The following is a 17151-nucleotide window of genomic DNA, read 5'->3' on the forward strand; positions in this document are numbered from 1 at the left end:
CGTACCCGCGGATCCGGCGATCCGGCGATCCGGCGATCCGGCGGCCCACCGATCCACCGACCCACCGACCCGGCCCGGCCCGGCCCGATGAGGGAGCACTCGTACATGTCCATGATCCGGTATCGCCGCGGCGCCGCCCTGACCGGCGCCCTCGCGCTGGCGCTCACCCTGGGGGCCTGCTCCTCCGGCAAGCCCGCATCGGGAGCGGGAACGGGAACCGGCAAGAAGACCGACGGCCCGATATCCATCGCCTACCTCCAGAAACAGGGCGACCAGGAGTACTTCGTCTCCGAGGCCGCGGGCGCCAGGAAGAGGGCCGACGAACTCGGCGTCAAGCTCACCGTGGTCAACCTCGGCAACGACGCCTCGAAGACCATCACCGAGGTCAAGTCGGCGATCGCGCAGAAGAACTCGGGCATCGTCATCGTCGTGCCGGAGTCGGCGGTCGGCCCGCAGGTCGCCGCCGAGGCGAAGAAGGCGGGGATCGCGCTGCTCACCTCCGACGACCAGGTGTGCGTCAGCGGGCCCAAGCCGGCGGACTGCGCCAAGGCCGATCTGGTGGCCCGCGTGGGCTTCTCGGGCGCCCAGATGGGCGGCGAGGTCGGCAAGCGGGCCGCGGCCGAGTTCGCGAAGGCGGGCTGGAGCCCCTCGGACACCCGGATCATCTACGCCTGGAAGCAGGACACCACCGTCTGCACCGACCGGATCAACGGGGCCAAGGCCGCCTGGAAGGAGGCCGGCGCCCCCGAGGTCCGGACGGTCGAGCTCGGTACGGACAACACCCCGGCGGGCGCGCAGGCCAAGGTCGAGGCGACGGTCACGGCCAACCAGGGCGTCAAGCACTGGGTGGTCATGGGCTGCAACGACGAGAACGTCTCGGGCGGGGTCAAGGGCCTGAACAACGCGGGCGTCGGGGGCGCGGACATCGTCGGTGTCGGTCTCGGCGCCTATCTGGCCTGCAAGGACTGGCAGGCGGGTGCCGACAACGGGATGAAGGCCGCGCTCTACATCCCCGGTGACGAGGTCGGCAAGCTGGCGGTCCAGGCGATGTACGACAAGCTCAAGAACGGCACGGAGTTCGCCCCCGAGGCCTTCGCCCCGACCAGGATGGTCGACGCGGGCAGCTGGCGGGACGCCGGATTCGGCTGCAAGTGATGGCCCCCGACCCCGCCCCTTCCCCTTCCCCCTCCCCCGCGACCCCGTCCGGCCTGCGGGTGACCGGCGTCGCCAAGAGCTTCGCCGGGGTCCCGGCCCTGCGCGGCATCAGCCTGGAGTTCCCGGCCGGTTCGGTCACCGCGCTGATGGGCGAGAACGGCGCCGGGAAGTCCACCCTGCTCAAGATCGTCTGCGGTGACCGGCCGGCCGACTCCGGCTCGGTCCACGTCGACGGCGCCGAGGTGCGGCTCCGCTCCCCCGCCGACGCGCGGGCCGCCGGCATCCGGCTCATCCCCCAGGAGCCGGAGATCGTCCCGCACCTCACGGTCGCCGAGAACGTCTACCTCGGCGCCCTGCCCACCCGCGGCGGCCGCCGCTTCGACCGGGCGGCGCTGCGCCGCCGGCTCCGGGAGGACCTGGCCCGGATCGGCTTCGGACACGTCCTCGACGCCGACACCCCGGGCAACCGCCTCACCCCGGCCCAGCGCCAACTGGTCGAGATCCTGCGGGCACTGACGGGCGAGGCGAAGGTGGTGGCCTTCGACGAACCCACCTCCTCCCTCTCCGAGCACGAGGTGGAGGCCCTGTTCTCGCTGATCCGCAGACTGCGGGAACGGGGGCTCGCCGTCGTCTACGTCTCCCACCGCATGCAGGAGATCTTCCGCCTGGCCGACCGCGTCGCCGTCCTGCGCGACGGGGCCCTCGTCGGCGTCAAGGAGGCCGGCGCCACGGACGAGGGCGACATCGTACGGATGATGGTCGGCCGGGACCTGTCCGCCACCCGGAGGAGCTTCGCCCGCCCGCACACGGCCACCGGGCAGGTCGTCCTGGACGTGGACGGGGTGACCACCGACGACGTGCGCGGGATCAGCTTCCGGATCCGGGCGGGCGAGGTGGTGGCCCTCGCCGGACTCGTCGGCGCCGGCCGGTCCGAGCTGGCCCGGGCGCTCGCAGGTGACCTGCCGCTGCGCGGCGGGACGGTCTCGGTGCTGGGCGAGCGGCTGCGGCTGCGCCGCCCCTCCGACGCGATCCGCGCGGGCATCGGCCTCGCCCCGGAGGAGCGCAAGGCGCAGGCGCTGTTCCTCGACCGGTCGGTCCGCGACAACATCGCGCTGGCCGTACTGGACCGGCTGAGCCGCCTGCGGTTCGTACGCCGCGCGGCGGAGAGGGTGCTCGCGCTGGAGTACACCGGGCGGCTGCGCGTGCGCACCCCGTCGGTGGAACGGGAGGTGCGCACGCTCTCGGGCGGCAACCAGCAGAAGGTGGTCCTCGCGCGCTGGCTGGCGCGCAGGCCCAAGGTGCTGATCCTCGACGAGCCGACCCGGGGCATCGACGTGGGCGCGAAGGCCGAGATCCACCGGATCGTCGCCGACCTCGCCGAGGCCGGGGTCGCGCTGCTGGTCATCTCCTCCGAGCTGCCGGAGGTACTGGGGCTGGCCGACCGGGTGCTGGTGATGCAGGGCGGCCGGATCACGGGAGAGCTCGACCGGTCCGAAGCCACCGAAGAGGCCGTCCTCGCACTGGCGATGGCCGACGACCTGACGGCGACCGGGACGGCGACCGCGACCGCGACTGCGACTGCGACCGCGACCGCGACCGCGACTGCCACTGCGACGGGCAACGGAGGACACCGGTGAACGCGAACACCACGGCCGCGGAAGACGGCATGTCCGAGAGGACGGCCGGGGCGACGGCCGAAGACGGCGGGGCCGGACCGGCGGCGGGGCCCAAGCGGCGCCGCGGGCGGCGGCCCGGGGCGCTCCTCGGCTCCGTCGGCGGCCAGAACCTCAGTCTGATCGGCGCCCTGGTGCTGGTGCTGGCCCTCTTCGGCTGGCTCAACCCCGCCTACCTGACCTGGGCCAACATCAAGGTCATCGGCGACGCGGTGACGATCTCGGGGCTGCTCGCCCTCGTCCAGACCGTGGTGATCGTCTGCGGCGCCCTGGACATCTCCGTCGGCTCCCAGGTGGGCGTGGCCTCGGTGGTCTCCGCCATGGTCTTCACCTCCACCGGCGGGAACGCCCTGTTCGGCATCGCCGCCGCCCTGGGCGCCGGCCTGCTCGCCGGGCTCCTCAACGGCGCGGTCATCGTCTTCGGACGGGTCAACCCGGTCATCGCGACGCTGGCCACGCTCGCCGCGTACAAGGGGGTCGCACAGCTGCTGTCGAAGGGCGCGGCCCAGGGGTACGTGAGCAACGACGACGTCTTCGTCTTCCTCGCGAACGGCGCGATCGCCGGAGTCCCCGTACTGCTGTGGGTGCTCGCCGTGGTCACCCTCGCCATCCACCTGCTGCTGAAGTCGACGGACATCGGCCGGAACATCTACGCCATCGGCGGCAACGACACGGCCGCCCGGCTGGCCGGGATCGACATCAACAAGTACCTGATCGCCGTCTACGGCCTGGCCGGGGTGGTCGCCGCGGTCGCGGGCGTGCTGCTGACCGCCCGGACCGGCTTCGGCCACCCCGTCTCCGGCAGCGAGGGCCTCGAGCTGAAGGCGATCACGGCCGCCGCCCTCGGCGGCTGTCTGCTGGCGGGTGGGAAAGGCGGGGTGGGCGGCACCCTGCTCGCCATCACCCTGCTCGGCGCGCTGGACAACGGCCTGACGGTGCAGGGCGTCAACCCGTTCTGGCAGAACGTCGCCCAGGGCGCCCTGCTCGTGGTGGCCGTGGTGATCCAGAAACGGCGGGCCGGGGAGCGGGCGGTGGGACTGCCCACCTGACGGCTGCGGTCCACCCCGCCCGAGGGGGTGGGCCGCGCCCGCGCCGCCCGCCCTTCACACCGTGAACTCCCGCTACCCGTAAGCCCGTTACCTGGCTCCAAGTCTTGACGCCGGTGAGTGCCGGGAGCACAGTGGCCAGCGGCGCCGCTTGAGAGCGCTCTCAACCAGTGCGCCGCCTCCCCCCGAAGAGAGGGCACACCCATGCGTCTTCCCACCGGCAGAAAACGGCCGTCCTTCCGGCGCGCCGTCATCGCCGCGTTCGGCACGATGGCCGTGGCCGCCGCGGCCGCCGCCGTGGTCACCCTGCCCGCCAACGCCGTCGCTCCCCCGCCTCCGGCGGGCTGGTCCCAGGTGTTCCTGGACGATTTCAACGGGGCCGCCGGCTCCGGTGTGAACACCGCCGACTGGCAGTACACCACCGGCACCGGCTATCCGGGCGGCCCCGCCAACTTCGGTACGGGCGAGGTCGAGACGATGACCTCGAGCACCGCGAACGTCGCCCTCGACGGCGCCGGGAACCTGCGGATCACCCCGCGCAGGGACGCCGCCGGCAACTGGACCTCCGGCCGCGTCGAGACCCGCCGCTCCGACTTCCAGCCCCCGGCGGGCGGCAAGCTGCGCACCGAGGCGCGGATCCAGATGCCCAACGTCACCGGCGCGGCGGCGAAGGGCTACTGGCCGGCGTTCTGGATGCTCGGCGCCCCCTACCGCGGCAACTGGTGGAACTGGCCCGGCATCGGCGAGATCGACATCATGGAGAACGTCCAGGGCATCAACAACGAGTGGGCCACGGTGCACTGCGGGACGAGCCCGGGCGGCCCCTGCAACGAGACCTCCGGCATCGGCGGCCAGCGCGTCTGCACCGGCACGACCTGCCAGGCCGGCTTCCACACCTACACGGTGGAGTGGGACCGGTCCACGGCCGTCGAGGAGATGCGCTTCTACCTCGACGGAGTCGGCTTCCACACCGTTCGCGCGAACCAGGTGGACGCCGCCACCTGGACCAACGCCACCAACCACGGCTACTTCATCATCCTGAACGTCGCCATGGGCGGCGGCTTCCCGGACGCCTTCGGCGGCGGACCCGACGCGGGCACCCAGCCCGGCTACCCGATGGTCGTCGACTACGTGTCCGTACTGCGCTCGACGGGCGGCACGACCCCGCCGACCACGCCCCCGACCACACCGCCGACGACCCCGCCCACCACCCCGCCGCCCGGCAACCGCGACGCGTACCGCGCCATCGAGGCCGAGTCGTACGACGGCCAGGCCGGGCTGGGGACGGAAACCACCACGGACAGCGGCGGCGGCCGGAACCTGAGCGCGATCGCGGGCGGCGACTGGGCCCTGTACAAGGGGGTGGACTTCGGCCCGACCCCGGCGACGCAGTTCCACGGGCGGGTCGCGAGCGGGGCGGCCGGCGGGGTCAGCGGACTGGTCGAGGTCCGGCTGGACAGCCGTACGAACCCGCCGATCGGCAGTTTCTCCGTCGCCGGCACCGGCGGCTGGCAGAGCTGGCGGACCGTCCCGGCGAACATCGCGGCCGTCACCGGCACGCACGACGTCTACCTGACCTTCGCCAGCGGACAGGGCGCCGACTACGTCAACGTGAACTGGTTCGACTTCGGCCATTGACCGGATCGAGCGGACCGAGGAGACGCCCGTGAACACACACCGACCGCTCCCCCTGCCGGTGCTGGCCGCGCTCGTGGCCCTGCTGGGGCTGATCCTGCCGGCCCCGGCCCGCGCCGCGGCGCACCACGCGCAGGCCGCAGCCGGGAGCTTCCCGATCACCTTCCAGAACAACACCCGTGGCGCGTACGCCGATGCGCGGGTCTTCGTCACCGTGCTGGGCCAGGTGACACCGGGCCAGTGGTCGTACATGAGGCCCGACGGCTCCATGACCCACATCAACCACCTCGACGCCACCGCGCCCGGGCACCTCGTCAAGAAGGGCGTCAACTACCCCGACATGTCCTTCACGCTGGCCCAGGTCGGCGGGACGGTGCCCTCACCGGCATCGATCCGCGGGGGCCGGATCTACGTCTCCCTCGGCTCGCCCCTCTACCTACCGGTCTCCCCCGACGACCAGGGCTGGGGCGGCCCGGACCTGCGCAATCCCGATGACCCGAACAGCGACGTGTACTACGACTGGTACGAGTACACGTACGTGCGGGGCCAGGCCGCGTTCGGCGGGAACACCACCCAGGTCGACCAGTTCGGCTTCCCGATGACCGCGCGGCTGCGCCAGGCCTCCAGCGGCTACGACACCACCCGGGGGATCACCCGGACCCGCGCCGAGGTCATGCAGCAGTACGCGGCCTCCGTCGGGGCGGCCTTCAAGCCGCTGCAGAACGGCTACCGCATCGTGGCCCCGCGCTCCTCGGACCTGTTCCTCGCGGGCGGGCCGCAGCAGGACCACCTCACCGCCGCCATCGACGAGGCCTGGTCCCGGTACACCGCCCGTCCGTTCACCCTGACCCGGCTCGGCGAGACCTTCTCGGGGCGGGTTTCGGGCTCCACGCTGACCTTCACCAAGAACGGCGCGGGCCCCTTCACCCTCCACAAGCCCACCTCGTCCGACGTCATGGCCTGCGCGGGCGCGCTGGCCTCCGGCAACGACACCGAGAAGCAGCTCGGTGCCGAGTTCTGCGCCGCGTTCAACAGGGGCGTCGCCCTCGACACCACCGCCTGGTACACCCCGACCGCGTACTACGGCGGGGCGGCGAAGAACGACTACGCGGGCTTCTTCCACACCGTCGGCCTGGGCAAGCGGGCCTACGGCTTCCCCTACGACGACGTGGCCGACCAGTCCTCGGTCCAGATCCTCGGCAACACCGAGCCGCCGACCGGGCTGACCCTCGGCATCGGCTGGTGACCGCCACCCGTTCGCCGGGAGCGCTCTCAGGCTCCCGGCGGTACGGGTTACCCTGCTGTCCGCCGCGCCGACGGCCCCCGGACCCGCAGGAGGAGCGCCCGTGCCCGAACAGCCCGTGCCCGAACAGCTTCCAGGCCACCGCCCCACGCTGGAGGCCGTGGCGGAGCGCGCCGGGGTGTCCCGGGCGACCGCGTCCCGCGTGGTCAACGGCGGCGACGGGGTCCGCGCGCATCTGGTGGAGAAGGTCCGCGAGGCCGTGCAGGAGCTCGGGTACGTGCCCAATCCGGCGGCCCGCACGCTGGTCACACGGCGCACCGGGGCCGTCGCCGTGATCATCGCGGAGCCGGAGATCCGGATCTTCTCGGACCCCTTCTTCTCCCGGCAGATCCGCGGCATCAGCAAGGAACTCACGGCGCACGACACCCAGTTGGTCCTGCTGCTGGTGGAGGACCGGGGGGACTACGACCGCATCGAGCGCTACCTGGCCGGCGGCCACGTCGACGGGGCGCTCGCCTTCTCGCTGCACACCGACGACCCGCTGCCCGCGATCACCCGCCGCGTCGGGATGCCCACGGTGTACGGCGGCCGGCCGGGCTGGGCCCCGGTGTCCGGGGGGCACGGCGGGGTCGCGTACGTGGACGCGGACAACCGCGGAGGAGCCCGAGAAGCCGTACGGCACCTGCTGGACCGGGGCCGGCGGCGGATCGCGCACATCGCCGGTCCACTGGACCAGACCTCGGCGGTGGACCGGCTCGACGGGTACCGGGACGTCCTGCTCGACGCCGATCCCGCGCTGATCGCGGAAGGGGACTTCACGGCGGCGGGCGGGGCGCAGGCGATGGCCGGGCTGCTGGAGCGCTGCCCGGACCTCGACGCGGTGTTCGCCGCGAACGACCTGATGGCGACGGGCGCCCTGCGGGTGCTGCGGGAGCGCGGTCTGGCCGTCCCCGGAGACGTGGCGCTGGTCGGCTTCGACGATGCCGAGCTGGTGGCGGAGACGGCCGATCCGCCGCTGACGACCGTCCGCCAGGAGATCGAGGGCATGGGGCGCCTGATGGCCCAGCTGCTGCTGCGCACCCTCGACAGGACCCAGGGCGACCGGGCGGTACCGGCCTCCGTGGTCACCCCGACGGCGCTGGTACGGCGCGCATCCACCTGACGCGGCCGGGGACCGGAGGGCAGCGGCACCCGATCGGCAGGAACGGCCTGAACTCGTCGCGGCGCAGGGGTGATTGTGGACGAATGGCTCCGTTGTGGCTACGACTCTTGACGGGGCCCGGGCTGCGGGTGCACGCTCCAGTCGCGTTCTGAGAGCGCTCTCAAGACTGGCGCACTCCCACCCCCGCACCCTGCCCGTCCAGGCCAAGGAGGCCGCCCCATGTCGATCCCCCGAACCGCCGGAAGAACCGCGGTCCGCCTCGGCGCCGTCGCGCTCACCGGAGTGCTCCTGGCCGCCTGCGGATCCGGTGCGGGCGGCGGCTCCTCCGACGCCGCGGGCGGCGACGTCACGCTCACCGTCGACCTGTTCGGCGCCTTCGGCTACCAGGAGTCCGGGCTCTACGCCGAGTACGAGCGGCTCCATCCCGGTATCAAGATCAAGCAGACCGACACCGAGGACGAGCAGGACTACTGGAAGTCCCTCCAGACCCGTCTCGCGGGCGGTGGCGGCCTGGCCGACGTCCAGGCCGTCGAGGTCGGCCGCATCGCCTCGGTGACCCAGCAGCAGGCCGGCAAGTTCGTGGACCTGAACCAGTACGGGGCCGGCGCGCTCAAGGAGGAGTTCGCCCCGGCCAAGTGGTCCGCCGCGACGACCAAGGACGGCAAGGTGATGGGCCTCGGCACCGATGTCGGACCCGAGGCCATGTGCTACCGCAGCGACTTGTTCCAGGCCGCCGGACTGCCCACCGACCGCACCGAACTGGCCAACCGGTGGGCGACGTGGGACGGTTACCTCGAACTCGGCCGCCAGTACAAGGCGAAGGCGCCCGCGGGCAGCGCCTGGCTCGACAGCGTGGGCAGCCTGAACGCGATCATGGTCGGGCAGGCGAAGGAGCGCTACTACGACGCCTCGGGCGCCCTGATCTACGAGAACAGTCCCGCGGTGAAGGCCGCCTGGGACGCCTCGGTCAAGGCCGCGGGCGAGGGGCTCAGCGCCAAACTGGACCAGTGGTCGCCGCCGTGGAACCAGGCGTTCTCCTCGGGCTCCTTCGCCACCCTGCCCTGCCCCGCCTGGATGCTCGGCTACATCAAGGGCCAGGCCGGGGACGCCGCCAAGGGCAAGTGGGACGTCGCGAAGCTGCCCGGCGGCGCGGGCAACTGGGGCGGCTCGTACCTGGCGGTGCCGACCGCGGCCGCCCACAAGAAGGAGGCGTACGAGCTGATCAAGTGGCTCACCGCGCCCGAGCAGCAGACCAAGGTCTTCCGCGGGCAGGGCAACTTCCCCTCCGCCACCAAGTCGATCAGCCGGATCGCCGACGCCAAGGACCCGTACTTCTCGGACGCGCCGATCGGGCAGATCTTCGGTGACGCGGCCGAACAGGCCCCCGTCCAGGTGCTCGGCCTGCACGACAAGGACATCGCCGACCAGATCAACAACGCGCTCAGCGAGGTCGAGCGCAAGGGCACGGCGCCCGAGACGGCCTGGTCGAACGCGAAGAAGGCCGTCAAGAATGCCCTCGGCTGAGCCGCTGTCCGCGCAGGCCCCGCCGGTGCCCGCGACCGTCCCGGAGCCGCCGGGGCCACTGCCCCGGCGGCGCGGGCGGCCCGTCCCGCTGTCCCCGTACGCCTTCCTCGTCCCCTTCTTCACCCTGTTCGCCGCGTTCGGGATCTTCCCGCTGCTCTACACGGCGTACGTCTCCCTCTACCGCGCCGAACTCCAGACCCCGGGCGAGCTGGAGTGGCGCGGGCTCGGCAACTACACGGCACTGTTCACCGATCCGTTCTTCTGGACGGCGCTGCGCAACACCTTCACCATCGGCGTGCTGTCCACCGTGCCCCAGCTGCTGATGGCCCTGGGCCTGGCCCACGTCCTCAACTACCGGCTGCGCGCCCGCACGTTCTTCCGCACCGCGCTGCTGCTGCCGTACGCCACCTCGGTCGCCGCCGCCTCGCTGATCTTCGCCCAGCTCTTCGGGCACGATTTCGGGCTGATCAACCGCCTGCTGGACCTGGTGGGCATCCACCCGGTCGACTGGCAGAACGGTACGGCGGCCTCCCAGATCGCCGTCTCCTCCATCGTCGTCTGGCGCTGGACCGGCTACAACGCGCTGATCTACCTGGCCGGCATGCAGACGATCCCCGTCGAGCTGTACGAGGCGGCCGAGGTCGACGGCGCCTCGCGCCTGCGGCAGTTCCTCCACGTGACCCTGCCCGGGCTTCGCCCCACGATCGTCTTCACCTCGGTCGTCTCGACGATCGGCGCGACCCAGCTGTTCGGCGAACCCCTCCTGTTCGAGGGGTCGGTGTCCGGCGGCATCTCGCACCAGTACCAGACCCTGGGGCTCTACATGTACGAGCAGGGCTGGGGCTTCTTCCACCTGGGCCGGGCGGCGGCCATCGCCTGGGTGATGTTCCTGCTGATCGTGGTGCTGGTCGGGGCCAACGCCCTGCCCGCGCGCCGCCGTTCCCGTAAGGAGGCCGGCCGATGAGCGCACGCGTCTGCGCCCGGCGTGGCGGCAGGCTGACGTACGCCGTCCTGATCTGCGCGGTGCTGGTCTCGGCCTTCCCGCTGTACTGGACCCTCGTCGCCGCGAGCCGCTCCAACGCCGAACTGGCCCGCCCCCTGCCGGCCTTGCTGCCCGGTCCGCGCCTCCTGGACAACCTCCGCTCGGTCCTGGACGAGGCGGCGATCGGCAAGGCGCTGCTCAACTCGCTCATCGTCTCGGGGGCGATCACCGTCGGCACGGTGCTCTGCTCCACGCTGGCCGGGTTCGCCTTCGCCAAGCTCCGTTTCCGCGGCCGCGGGGCGCTGCTCGGCGCCGTCGTCGCCTCGATGATGATCCCGCCGCAGCTCGGGGTGATCCCGCTCTTCATGCTGATCGTCGAACTGCACTGGGTGAACCAGCTGCAGGCCGTCATCCTGCCCGGACTCGTCTCGGCCTTCGGGGTGTTCTTCATGCGGCAGTTCCTGGTGCAGTCGCTGCCCGACGAACTGATCGAGGCGGCCCGGGTGGACGGGGCCTCGCACGCCCGGATCTTCTGGTCGATCGTCGTGCCGATCGCCCGGCCGGCCATGGCCGTCCTGGCCCTGCTGACCTTCATGACCGCCTGGAACGACTTCTTCTGGCCGGTCGTCGCGCTGTCCTCGCAGGAGCCGACGGTCCAGGTCGCGCTGCGCCAGCTGGGCGGCGGCTACGTCCACGACCAGTCCGTGATCATGGCGGGCACCCTGCTCGGCACCCTGCCCGTGCTGCTGGTCTTCGGGCTGCTCGGCCGCCAGATCGTCGGCGGCATCATGCAGGGCGCGGTGAAGGGCTGACGCAGCAGCCCCCGGCCCTCCCCTCATCCCTTTGGAGCCTTTCCATGACCACGCTCGACGCGTCCGCCCTCACGAGGACGGGGCTCGCCTTCCCGGCCGGTTTCCGCTGGGGCACGGCCACCGCCGCCTACCAGATCGAGGGCGCGGCCGCCCTGCACGGCCGGACGCCCTCCATCTGGGACACCTTCAGCCACACCCCCGGCAAGGTCCTCAACGGAGACACCGGGGACACGGCAGCCGACCACTACCACCGCATGGCCGAGGACGTGGCCCTGCTGCGGGACCTCGGCGTGAGCGACTACCGCTTCTCGGTGGCCTGGACGCGGGTCCAGCCCACCGGCCGGGGGCCCGCCGACCGGCGCGGCCTGGACTTCTACGGCAGGCTCGTCGACGCGCTGCTGGAGGCCGGGATCCGGCCGGTGGCCACGCTCTACCACTGGGACCTTCCGCAGGAGCTCGAGGACCTCGGCGGCTGGCCCGTACGGGAGACGGCCGAGCGGTTCGCCGAGTACGCGGGGCTCGTGGCGGCGGAGCTCGGCGACCGGGTGGCCGGCTGGACCACCTTCAACGAGCCCTGGTGCTCGGCCTTCTTCGGCTACGCCTCCGGCGCGCACGCCCCGGGGCGCACCGAGCCGGAGGCCGCGCTGCGGGCCGCGCACCACTTCAACCTGGCCCACGGCCTGGGCACGGCGGCCCTGCGCGCGGCCCTCCCCCCGTCGGCGGAGGTCTCCCTGACCCTGAACCTGCACGCGCTGCGGCCGCTGACCCTCTCGGACGCCGATCTGGACGCGGTGCGCCGGATCGACGCGGTGGGCAACAGGATCTTCCTCGATCCGGTCTTCCACGGGCGCCTGCCGCAGGACCTGGTCCGGGACACCGCCGGAGTGACGGACTGGTCCTTCGTCCGGGACGGCGATCTGGCGGCGGCCGCCCGGCCGATCGACTGGCTGGGCGTCAACTACTACTCCCCGACGGTGGTCGCGGCCGCCGGGCCCGGACCGGACATCGCGCCCGCCGGGCCCTCGCCGTGGGTGGGCGCCGAGGAGCACGTGCGCTTCCTGCCGGCTCCGGGACCGCGGACGGCCATGGACTGGCCCGTGGACGCGGGCGGTCTGCACGAGCTGCTGGTCCGGCTGCGCGACGAACTGCCGGGCGTACCGCTGCTGATCACGGAGAACGGCGCGGCGTACGGGGACTACGCCGACCCGGAGGGCCGCGTGCACGATCCGGAGCGCATCGGCTATCTGCGCGGCCATCTGGCCTCGGTGCACCGGGCGATCGAGGACGGGGCGGACGTGCGCGGGTACTTCGTGTGGTCGCTGCTGGACAACTTCGAGTGGGCCTACGGCTACAGCAAGCGGTTCGGCCTCGTCCACGTGGACTTCGCGACCCAGCGGCGCACCCCGAAGGACAGCGCCCGCTGGTACGCCGACGTCATCGCGCGGGGCGGACTGCCAGCCTGACCACCGCCGCGTGACCCCGGGTGCGCAGGCCGGCGGCGGCGCCGCCGGTGATCCGGACCGCGTCGTACGGACCGAGGGCGACGGGTCCGGGTCCGGGCCCGGCTCCGGCGTCGGCTCGCGCCTCGAGTTCCGCCGGCCCCCGCAGGGCCACGACCAGCAGGGTCTCCCCCGGCTCGGCGCGGAGCGCGAGGGCGCCCCGTACGACCGCGGTCTGCGCCCTCACCCGGTCCCGGCGGTACATCACGTTGAAGTTCACGACGGGCCCGTCGAGGAGCCTGCATGCGGTGGGGACGTCACCGGGGAAGTCCTGCGGTGCGCAGCGCTCGTCGACGAGGCGGCGGGCGCCGTCCACCGTGAGGTCCATGCCCGCGCCCTCGGCGAGGGTCAGTGTGCGGTCGACCCCGGGAAAGGCGGAGAACGGACCGTCGGCAGCCACCTCCGCGAGGCTGATCCGCCACCCGAAATCGGCCATCGCGGCGCCTTCGGGCCAGGCGGCGATCTCGCGGGTCACCCCGCCGCCGTTCTTCCAGGCGACCGCTTCGCGGTCGCCCGCGCGCAGGATCCGGACCTCGTCGCCGCCGGCCATGGCGCTGTTCCTTCCGTCGGGTACGCACCGCCCTGCGCGGGGCGGTGCGTACCCGGGCGGCCGTGGCCGAGCCTATCGACTCCGGGACCTATCCGAGCGAGAGGTCGTCCCCGTAGACCGCGCCCTGTCCGTACCAGCCGTGCAGGTAGACGGTGACCGTGCCGGAGGCGCCGGTCGTGAAGGGGACCGTCAGCTTCGACCACCCGGTCGAGCTGGTCCACGCGCTGGCGCTCGCGCCGCCGCGGACGCCCAGGTAGGCGTAGCCGCCCTGGACCCACCCGGCGAGCGTGTACTTCGTGTTCGGGGCGAGGGTCAGGGTCTGGGCGCACTCCCCCGTCCCGGAGGAGGTGGGTGCGCTCTTCAGGGCGTACGAGCCCCCGTGCGCGGGGGTGCCCACCACCGCGCCGCCGCTCTCGCAGGTCCACGGGGCGAGCGCGCCGCTTTCGAAACCGCCGTTGACCAGGGCGCCGCTCCCGCCGCCCGGTCCGGAGACCGTGAGGGTGAAGGCGGCGGTGTGCGTGAGTCCGCCCGAGGTGCCGGTGACGGTGATCGGGTACGTGCCCGGCGCGGCGGAGGCGGAGGCGGCGACCGTGAGCCGGGCCGAGCCGCCCGCCGTGACCGAGGCCGGGTCGAGGGACGCCGTCACTCCGGCGGGGGCGCCGGAGGCCGTCAGGGCGACGGTGTGCGCGGTGCCCGAGACCACCGCCGTGTTCACGGTGGCGGAGGTGGAGCCGCCGGGCGCCACCGAGGCGGAGCCGGGCGCGACGGCGAGCGAGAAGTCGTCGGCGACGGGACCGCCGCCGCCGGTGAACGGCGCGAAGGTGTGGCTGAAGTACCAGGGGTCCTGGACGATGCCCGAGCAGGAATCGGAGCCGCCGGTGCCGGGGCAGCCGCCGTTGTCGCGCTGGAGCGCCCAGAAGGACAGGGTGTTGATGCCCTTCTCCACCGCCCAGTCGCGGACGGCGGTGGCATCCGCGGTGGTGAAGGTCTCGGCGGGGCCGTAGTCGTCGATGCCCGGCATCTCGGTGACGCCGATCATGCCCCAGAGCTGGGCGGGGGTCTTGGCCGGGTAGAGGGCGGCGAGCTGGTCGTGCAGGCCGGCGGCGGCGGTCCGGGTGTCGGCCGCCATCCGGTGGGTGGCGCCGTCGTAGTAGTCGAAGGTCATCAGGTTCACGACGTCCACCTGCGCGCCCGCCGTCCTGGCGCTCTTGAGGACGGCGAGCCCGCTGCTCGCGAGGCCGCTCGTGGTGGTGGGGAGGGTGTACGAGACCTGCAGCGGGCGGCCGTTCGCCGCGGCCCAGTCCTGGACCTTCTTGATCGCCTGGTTGCGCCGGTCGATGCCCGCCTTGTCGGTCAGCGAGTTGTCCTCGATGTCCATGTCGAGCCGGGAGACCTCGTAGGTGGTGATCACCTTCTCGTACGCGGCGGCGATCGCGTCCACGCTGGTGCAGCTGTCGGCGATCTCGGTGCCGCCGTTGTCGGCCGCGTAGCCGCCGAAGGAGGGGATCACGTCGCCGCCGCGCGAGCGGATGGCGGCGAAGTCGGCGCCGAAGACGGAGGCGGAGACGGGCTGTCCCGTGTCGCCGTTCCAGTACGGGGTGCAAGAGCCCCTGGCCTCGGTCTGCACGAAGGCCATGGTCAGGTACTTGGCTCCGGACTTCTGGGCGAGGTCGGCGGGGCTGTCGCCGTTGTACGCCTCGAAGTACGGGGCGAAGACGTGCGCGGGCAGCGGGGTCGCGGCGTGGGCGGCGCCGCCGGCCCCGAGCACGAGACCTGCGGAGGCGAGGACCGTGGTCAGGACCGCGGATAAGGCATGGAGGGGCCTGGGACGTCTCATCGATGCTCCCGGTGGGGCGCGAGCGAACGGGCGGACGCCTCATGATTGGTCTGGACCAGGTGCGGGTCAAGGGTCCGGACCCCTTCGGTTGCCGCGGCGGGAACGGGAGTTACACGAGGCGCCGGGTGGTGAGGGGCACCGAGACGTGTCCGGGGTGTGCGAAGTCGGCGGAGCCGCCCTCGGCGGCGTCCGCGTCGATCGCGTACACCATGAGCGGGCTGCTGCCGGTGGGACCCGTGGCGGTGGCGCGCAGCCGGTAGCGCTCGGTGCGGACGGCGTCGGGGGCGAGGGCGGTGCCGCCCGCGTAGAGGTGGGCCGGCTTGGCGTCGGTGGCGATGCGCAGGTCCACGGGGCGCCAGGCACCGGTGGCCGGGTCGCGGTGTTCCAGGACGAAGGGGGCCGCGGGGCCGGGGAGGTCGCCGGGCTCGCCGGTGAGCGGTTCCATCTGGAAGGCGACGAGGAGGTGCCGGTAGGCCTGGGCATTGCCGTTGCGGACGGTGACCGTGAACTCCTGGGCGGGACCCCCGCGGACCAGGCGCAGCGCGCCTCCGGGGGCGGCCGCGGTGAGCGACAGCCGGGTCGCGGGGGCCGGGGGCGCCGTCGGCGCCTTCGCGGGCGCGGCCGAGGTCGCGGCGACGGGAGTGGCGGTCGGGGTCGGCGTGGGCGCCGGCGCGGCCGGGGTGGCCGGCGCGGTCGCCGTCGGGGACCCGGAGCCGGAGGGCGAGGGGCTCGACGACGGGGCGTGGGCGGCAGGGTGGTCCGGCCGGCCGGAGCAGGCCGTCAGGACGGCCGCGAGCGCGGCGAGTACCGCCGAGGCGATCAGCAGACGGGGTCTGACGTGCATGGTGGGCCCTCCTACGGCTCCGCGAGGGCAGGACCGTAGCAAGCCCGGCCCTCCCGGGCGCAGGGGCTGCGGATGACGCTTCGGTATCGGTTGGCCGCGCGGGACGCCGGGGGCGGGCGCGGGAGCCCCGTGAACTCCCGCGCCCGCGCGGGGTCGTCAGCCCTTGAAGGCCTCCTGGCGGACGGGAGACGCCTCGGCGAGGGCCTTCACGACCGCGTCGGTGCCCGCCCGGAGCCCGTACACGGGGGTGCCCGGCTGCTGGCGCCAGGAGTCGTCGATGCCGCCCGCGTCGACGGTGTCGAAGCCGAGCTCGTCGATGAGCTCCCGTACGGTCCGCTTCGCCCCGGCGTCGTCGCCGGCCACCGGGAGGGCCACCCGGTCCGGCGCCCCGGCCGGACGGTGCAGGGTCAGGATGTCCTCGGCGTAGGTCCCGTTGAAGGCCTTGACCACCGGATGCCCGAGGCGGCGCTGGCTCCAGCCGCTTTCGGTCAGCCCCTCGTCCTCGATCTCGTCGATGCGGCCGTCGCGCTGCTGCGGGTAGTAGTTCCCGGTCTCGATGAGGACGAAGTCCTCGGCCGCTCCGTCGAAGAGGCCCGCGGGCAGGTTCGCCACGTTCTTCAGGGGGACGGTGACCACGACGACCTCGGCGCCCCGCGCCGCCTCCGCGACGGTGACGGGCGTGGCTCCGGTCTCCTTCGCCAGGTCGGCCAGGGTCTCGGGGCCGCGGGAGTTCGCCACGGACACCTCGTGTCCGAGGGCGGTGAGGCGGCGGGTGAGGTTGCCGCCGATGTTGCCTGCGCCGATGATGCCGATCTTCATGAGCTCTCCAGTGCGTGCAGGGTGGTCGGGTGCTGCGTGGAGTCCGAACCACCGGGCGCCGCCGGGCATTCCGCCTCCGGCCCCGCGGGCTCCGCGGTTCCCCCGTACGGGTGGCCGGTTCACGTCCGTTCGAAATCAGCCAGGGAACTCCTGCGGCGCATGACCGGAAATCGACTTCGATAGCCGCGTGACGAGATCTGCACTCGGAATTCGTTTACACCTGAACATCCCGGCCAACCGGTGGTAACTTCACGGGACTCCAGAGTGACGGGAAGAAAGAGAATCGCGGTGCGGTCGAAAACAAGCCGTACACCACTCGACTTTCACAAGATCCCTTATGTAGTGTTTCATTCATTCGCCGCCCCACCGG

At 72.7% G+C, this 17151-nt stretch carries 14 protein-coding genes; 10 read left to right on the forward strand and 4 right to left on the reverse strand.

The features are described from left to right. The first annotated feature begins 105 nt into the window (after window positions 1-105). The 10 genes from ACFY1T_RS30065 (at window position 106) to ACFY1T_RS30110 (ending at window position 12695) form a co-directional block, all read left to right on the forward strand. Entirely contained in the window at window positions 106-1155 is a 1050-nt protein-coding gene (locus tag ACFY1T_RS30065) for a substrate-binding domain-containing protein (protein WP_390790941.1), read from the forward strand. After that, window positions 1155-2792, forward strand: a complete 1638-nt coding sequence (locus tag ACFY1T_RS30070; RefSeq protein ID WP_390790942.1) for a sugar ABC transporter ATP-binding protein — start codon at window positions 1155-1157, stop codon at window positions 2790-2792. The genes ACFY1T_RS30065 and ACFY1T_RS30070 overlap by 1 nt, the downstream gene beginning before the upstream one ends. After that, window positions 2789-3877, forward strand: coding sequence for an ABC transporter permease (locus tag ACFY1T_RS30075; RefSeq protein WP_390790943.1), 1089 nt, complete (start codon window positions 2789-2791; stop codon window positions 3875-3877). Before ACFY1T_RS30070 ends, ACFY1T_RS30075 begins: the two co-directional genes overlap by 4 nt. Before the next feature lie 201 nt (window positions 3878-4078). Further along, a complete protein-coding gene (locus ACFY1T_RS30080) occupies window positions 4079-5512 on the forward strand; it encodes a glycoside hydrolase family 16 protein (protein WP_390790944.1) in 1434 nt (477 codons plus the stop codon). 28 nt (window positions 5513-5540) lie between these two features. Continuing rightward, on the forward strand, window positions 5541-6755 hold the full coding sequence (locus ACFY1T_RS30085; RefSeq protein WP_390790945.1) for a glycoside hydrolase family 64 protein: 1215 nt from the start codon (window positions 5541-5543) through the stop codon (window positions 6753-6755). Window positions 6756-6870: 115 nt separating this feature from the next. Beyond that, window positions 6871-7914 (forward strand): LacI family DNA-binding transcriptional regulator, encoded by a 1044-nt coding sequence (locus ACFY1T_RS30090; protein ID WP_390790985.1) that lies wholly within the window; start codon window positions 6871-6873, stop codon window positions 7912-7914. Window positions 7915-8133: 219 nt separating this feature from the next. Beyond that, window positions 8134-9438, forward strand: a complete 1305-nt coding sequence (locus tag ACFY1T_RS30095; RefSeq protein ID WP_390790946.1) for an ABC transporter substrate-binding protein — start codon at window positions 8134-8136, stop codon at window positions 9436-9438. Beyond that, a complete protein-coding gene (locus tag ACFY1T_RS30100) occupies window positions 9425-10402 on the forward strand; it encodes a carbohydrate ABC transporter permease (protein WP_390790947.1) in 978 nt (325 codons plus the stop codon). The genes ACFY1T_RS30095 and ACFY1T_RS30100 overlap by 14 nt, the downstream gene beginning before the upstream one ends. Further along, window positions 10399-11232 (forward strand): carbohydrate ABC transporter permease, encoded by an 834-nt coding sequence (locus ACFY1T_RS30105; protein ID WP_390790948.1) that lies wholly within the window; start codon window positions 10399-10401, stop codon window positions 11230-11232. Before ACFY1T_RS30100 ends, ACFY1T_RS30105 begins: the two co-directional genes overlap by 4 nt. Window positions 11233-11276: 44 nt before the next feature. Next, the gene (locus tag ACFY1T_RS30110; protein ID WP_390790949.1) at window positions 11277-12695 is read left to right on the forward strand and encodes a GH1 family beta-glucosidase; all 1419 of its coding nucleotides are present in this window, start codon (window positions 11277-11279) and stop codon (window positions 12693-12695) included. Here ACFY1T_RS30110 and ACFY1T_RS30115 read toward each other — a convergent pair. From ACFY1T_RS30115 to ACFY1T_RS30130, 4 genes are all read right to left on the reverse strand, one after another. Further along, a complete protein-coding gene (locus tag ACFY1T_RS30115) occupies window positions 12667-13281 on the reverse strand; it encodes a HutD family protein (RefSeq protein ID WP_390790950.1) in 615 nt (204 codons plus the stop codon). The genes ACFY1T_RS30110 and ACFY1T_RS30115 overlap by 29 nt on opposite strands. Before the next feature lie 88 nt (window positions 13282-13369). Next, entirely contained in the window at window positions 13370-15118 is a 1749-nt protein-coding gene (locus tag ACFY1T_RS30120) for a glycosyl hydrolase family 18 protein (RefSeq protein WP_390790951.1), read from the reverse strand. A gap of 109 nt (window positions 15119-15227) precedes the next feature. Then, window positions 15228-15962, reverse strand: a complete 735-nt coding sequence (locus ACFY1T_RS30125; RefSeq protein ID WP_390790952.1) for a hypothetical protein — start codon at window positions 15960-15962, stop codon at window positions 15228-15230. Between the two features lie 156 nt (window positions 15963-16118). Further along, the gene (locus ACFY1T_RS30130) at window positions 16119-16850 is read right to left on the reverse strand and encodes an NADPH-dependent F420 reductase (RefSeq protein ID WP_390790953.1); all 732 of its coding nucleotides are present in this window, start codon (window positions 16848-16850) and stop codon (window positions 16119-16121) included. Between the last annotated feature and the right edge of the window lie 301 nt (window positions 16851-17151).

Origin of the sequence: Streptomyces sp. NPDC001194, assembly GCF_042896985.1 — a bacterium.
Lineage (GTDB): Bacteria > Actinomycetota > Actinomycetes > Streptomycetales > Streptomycetaceae > Streptomyces.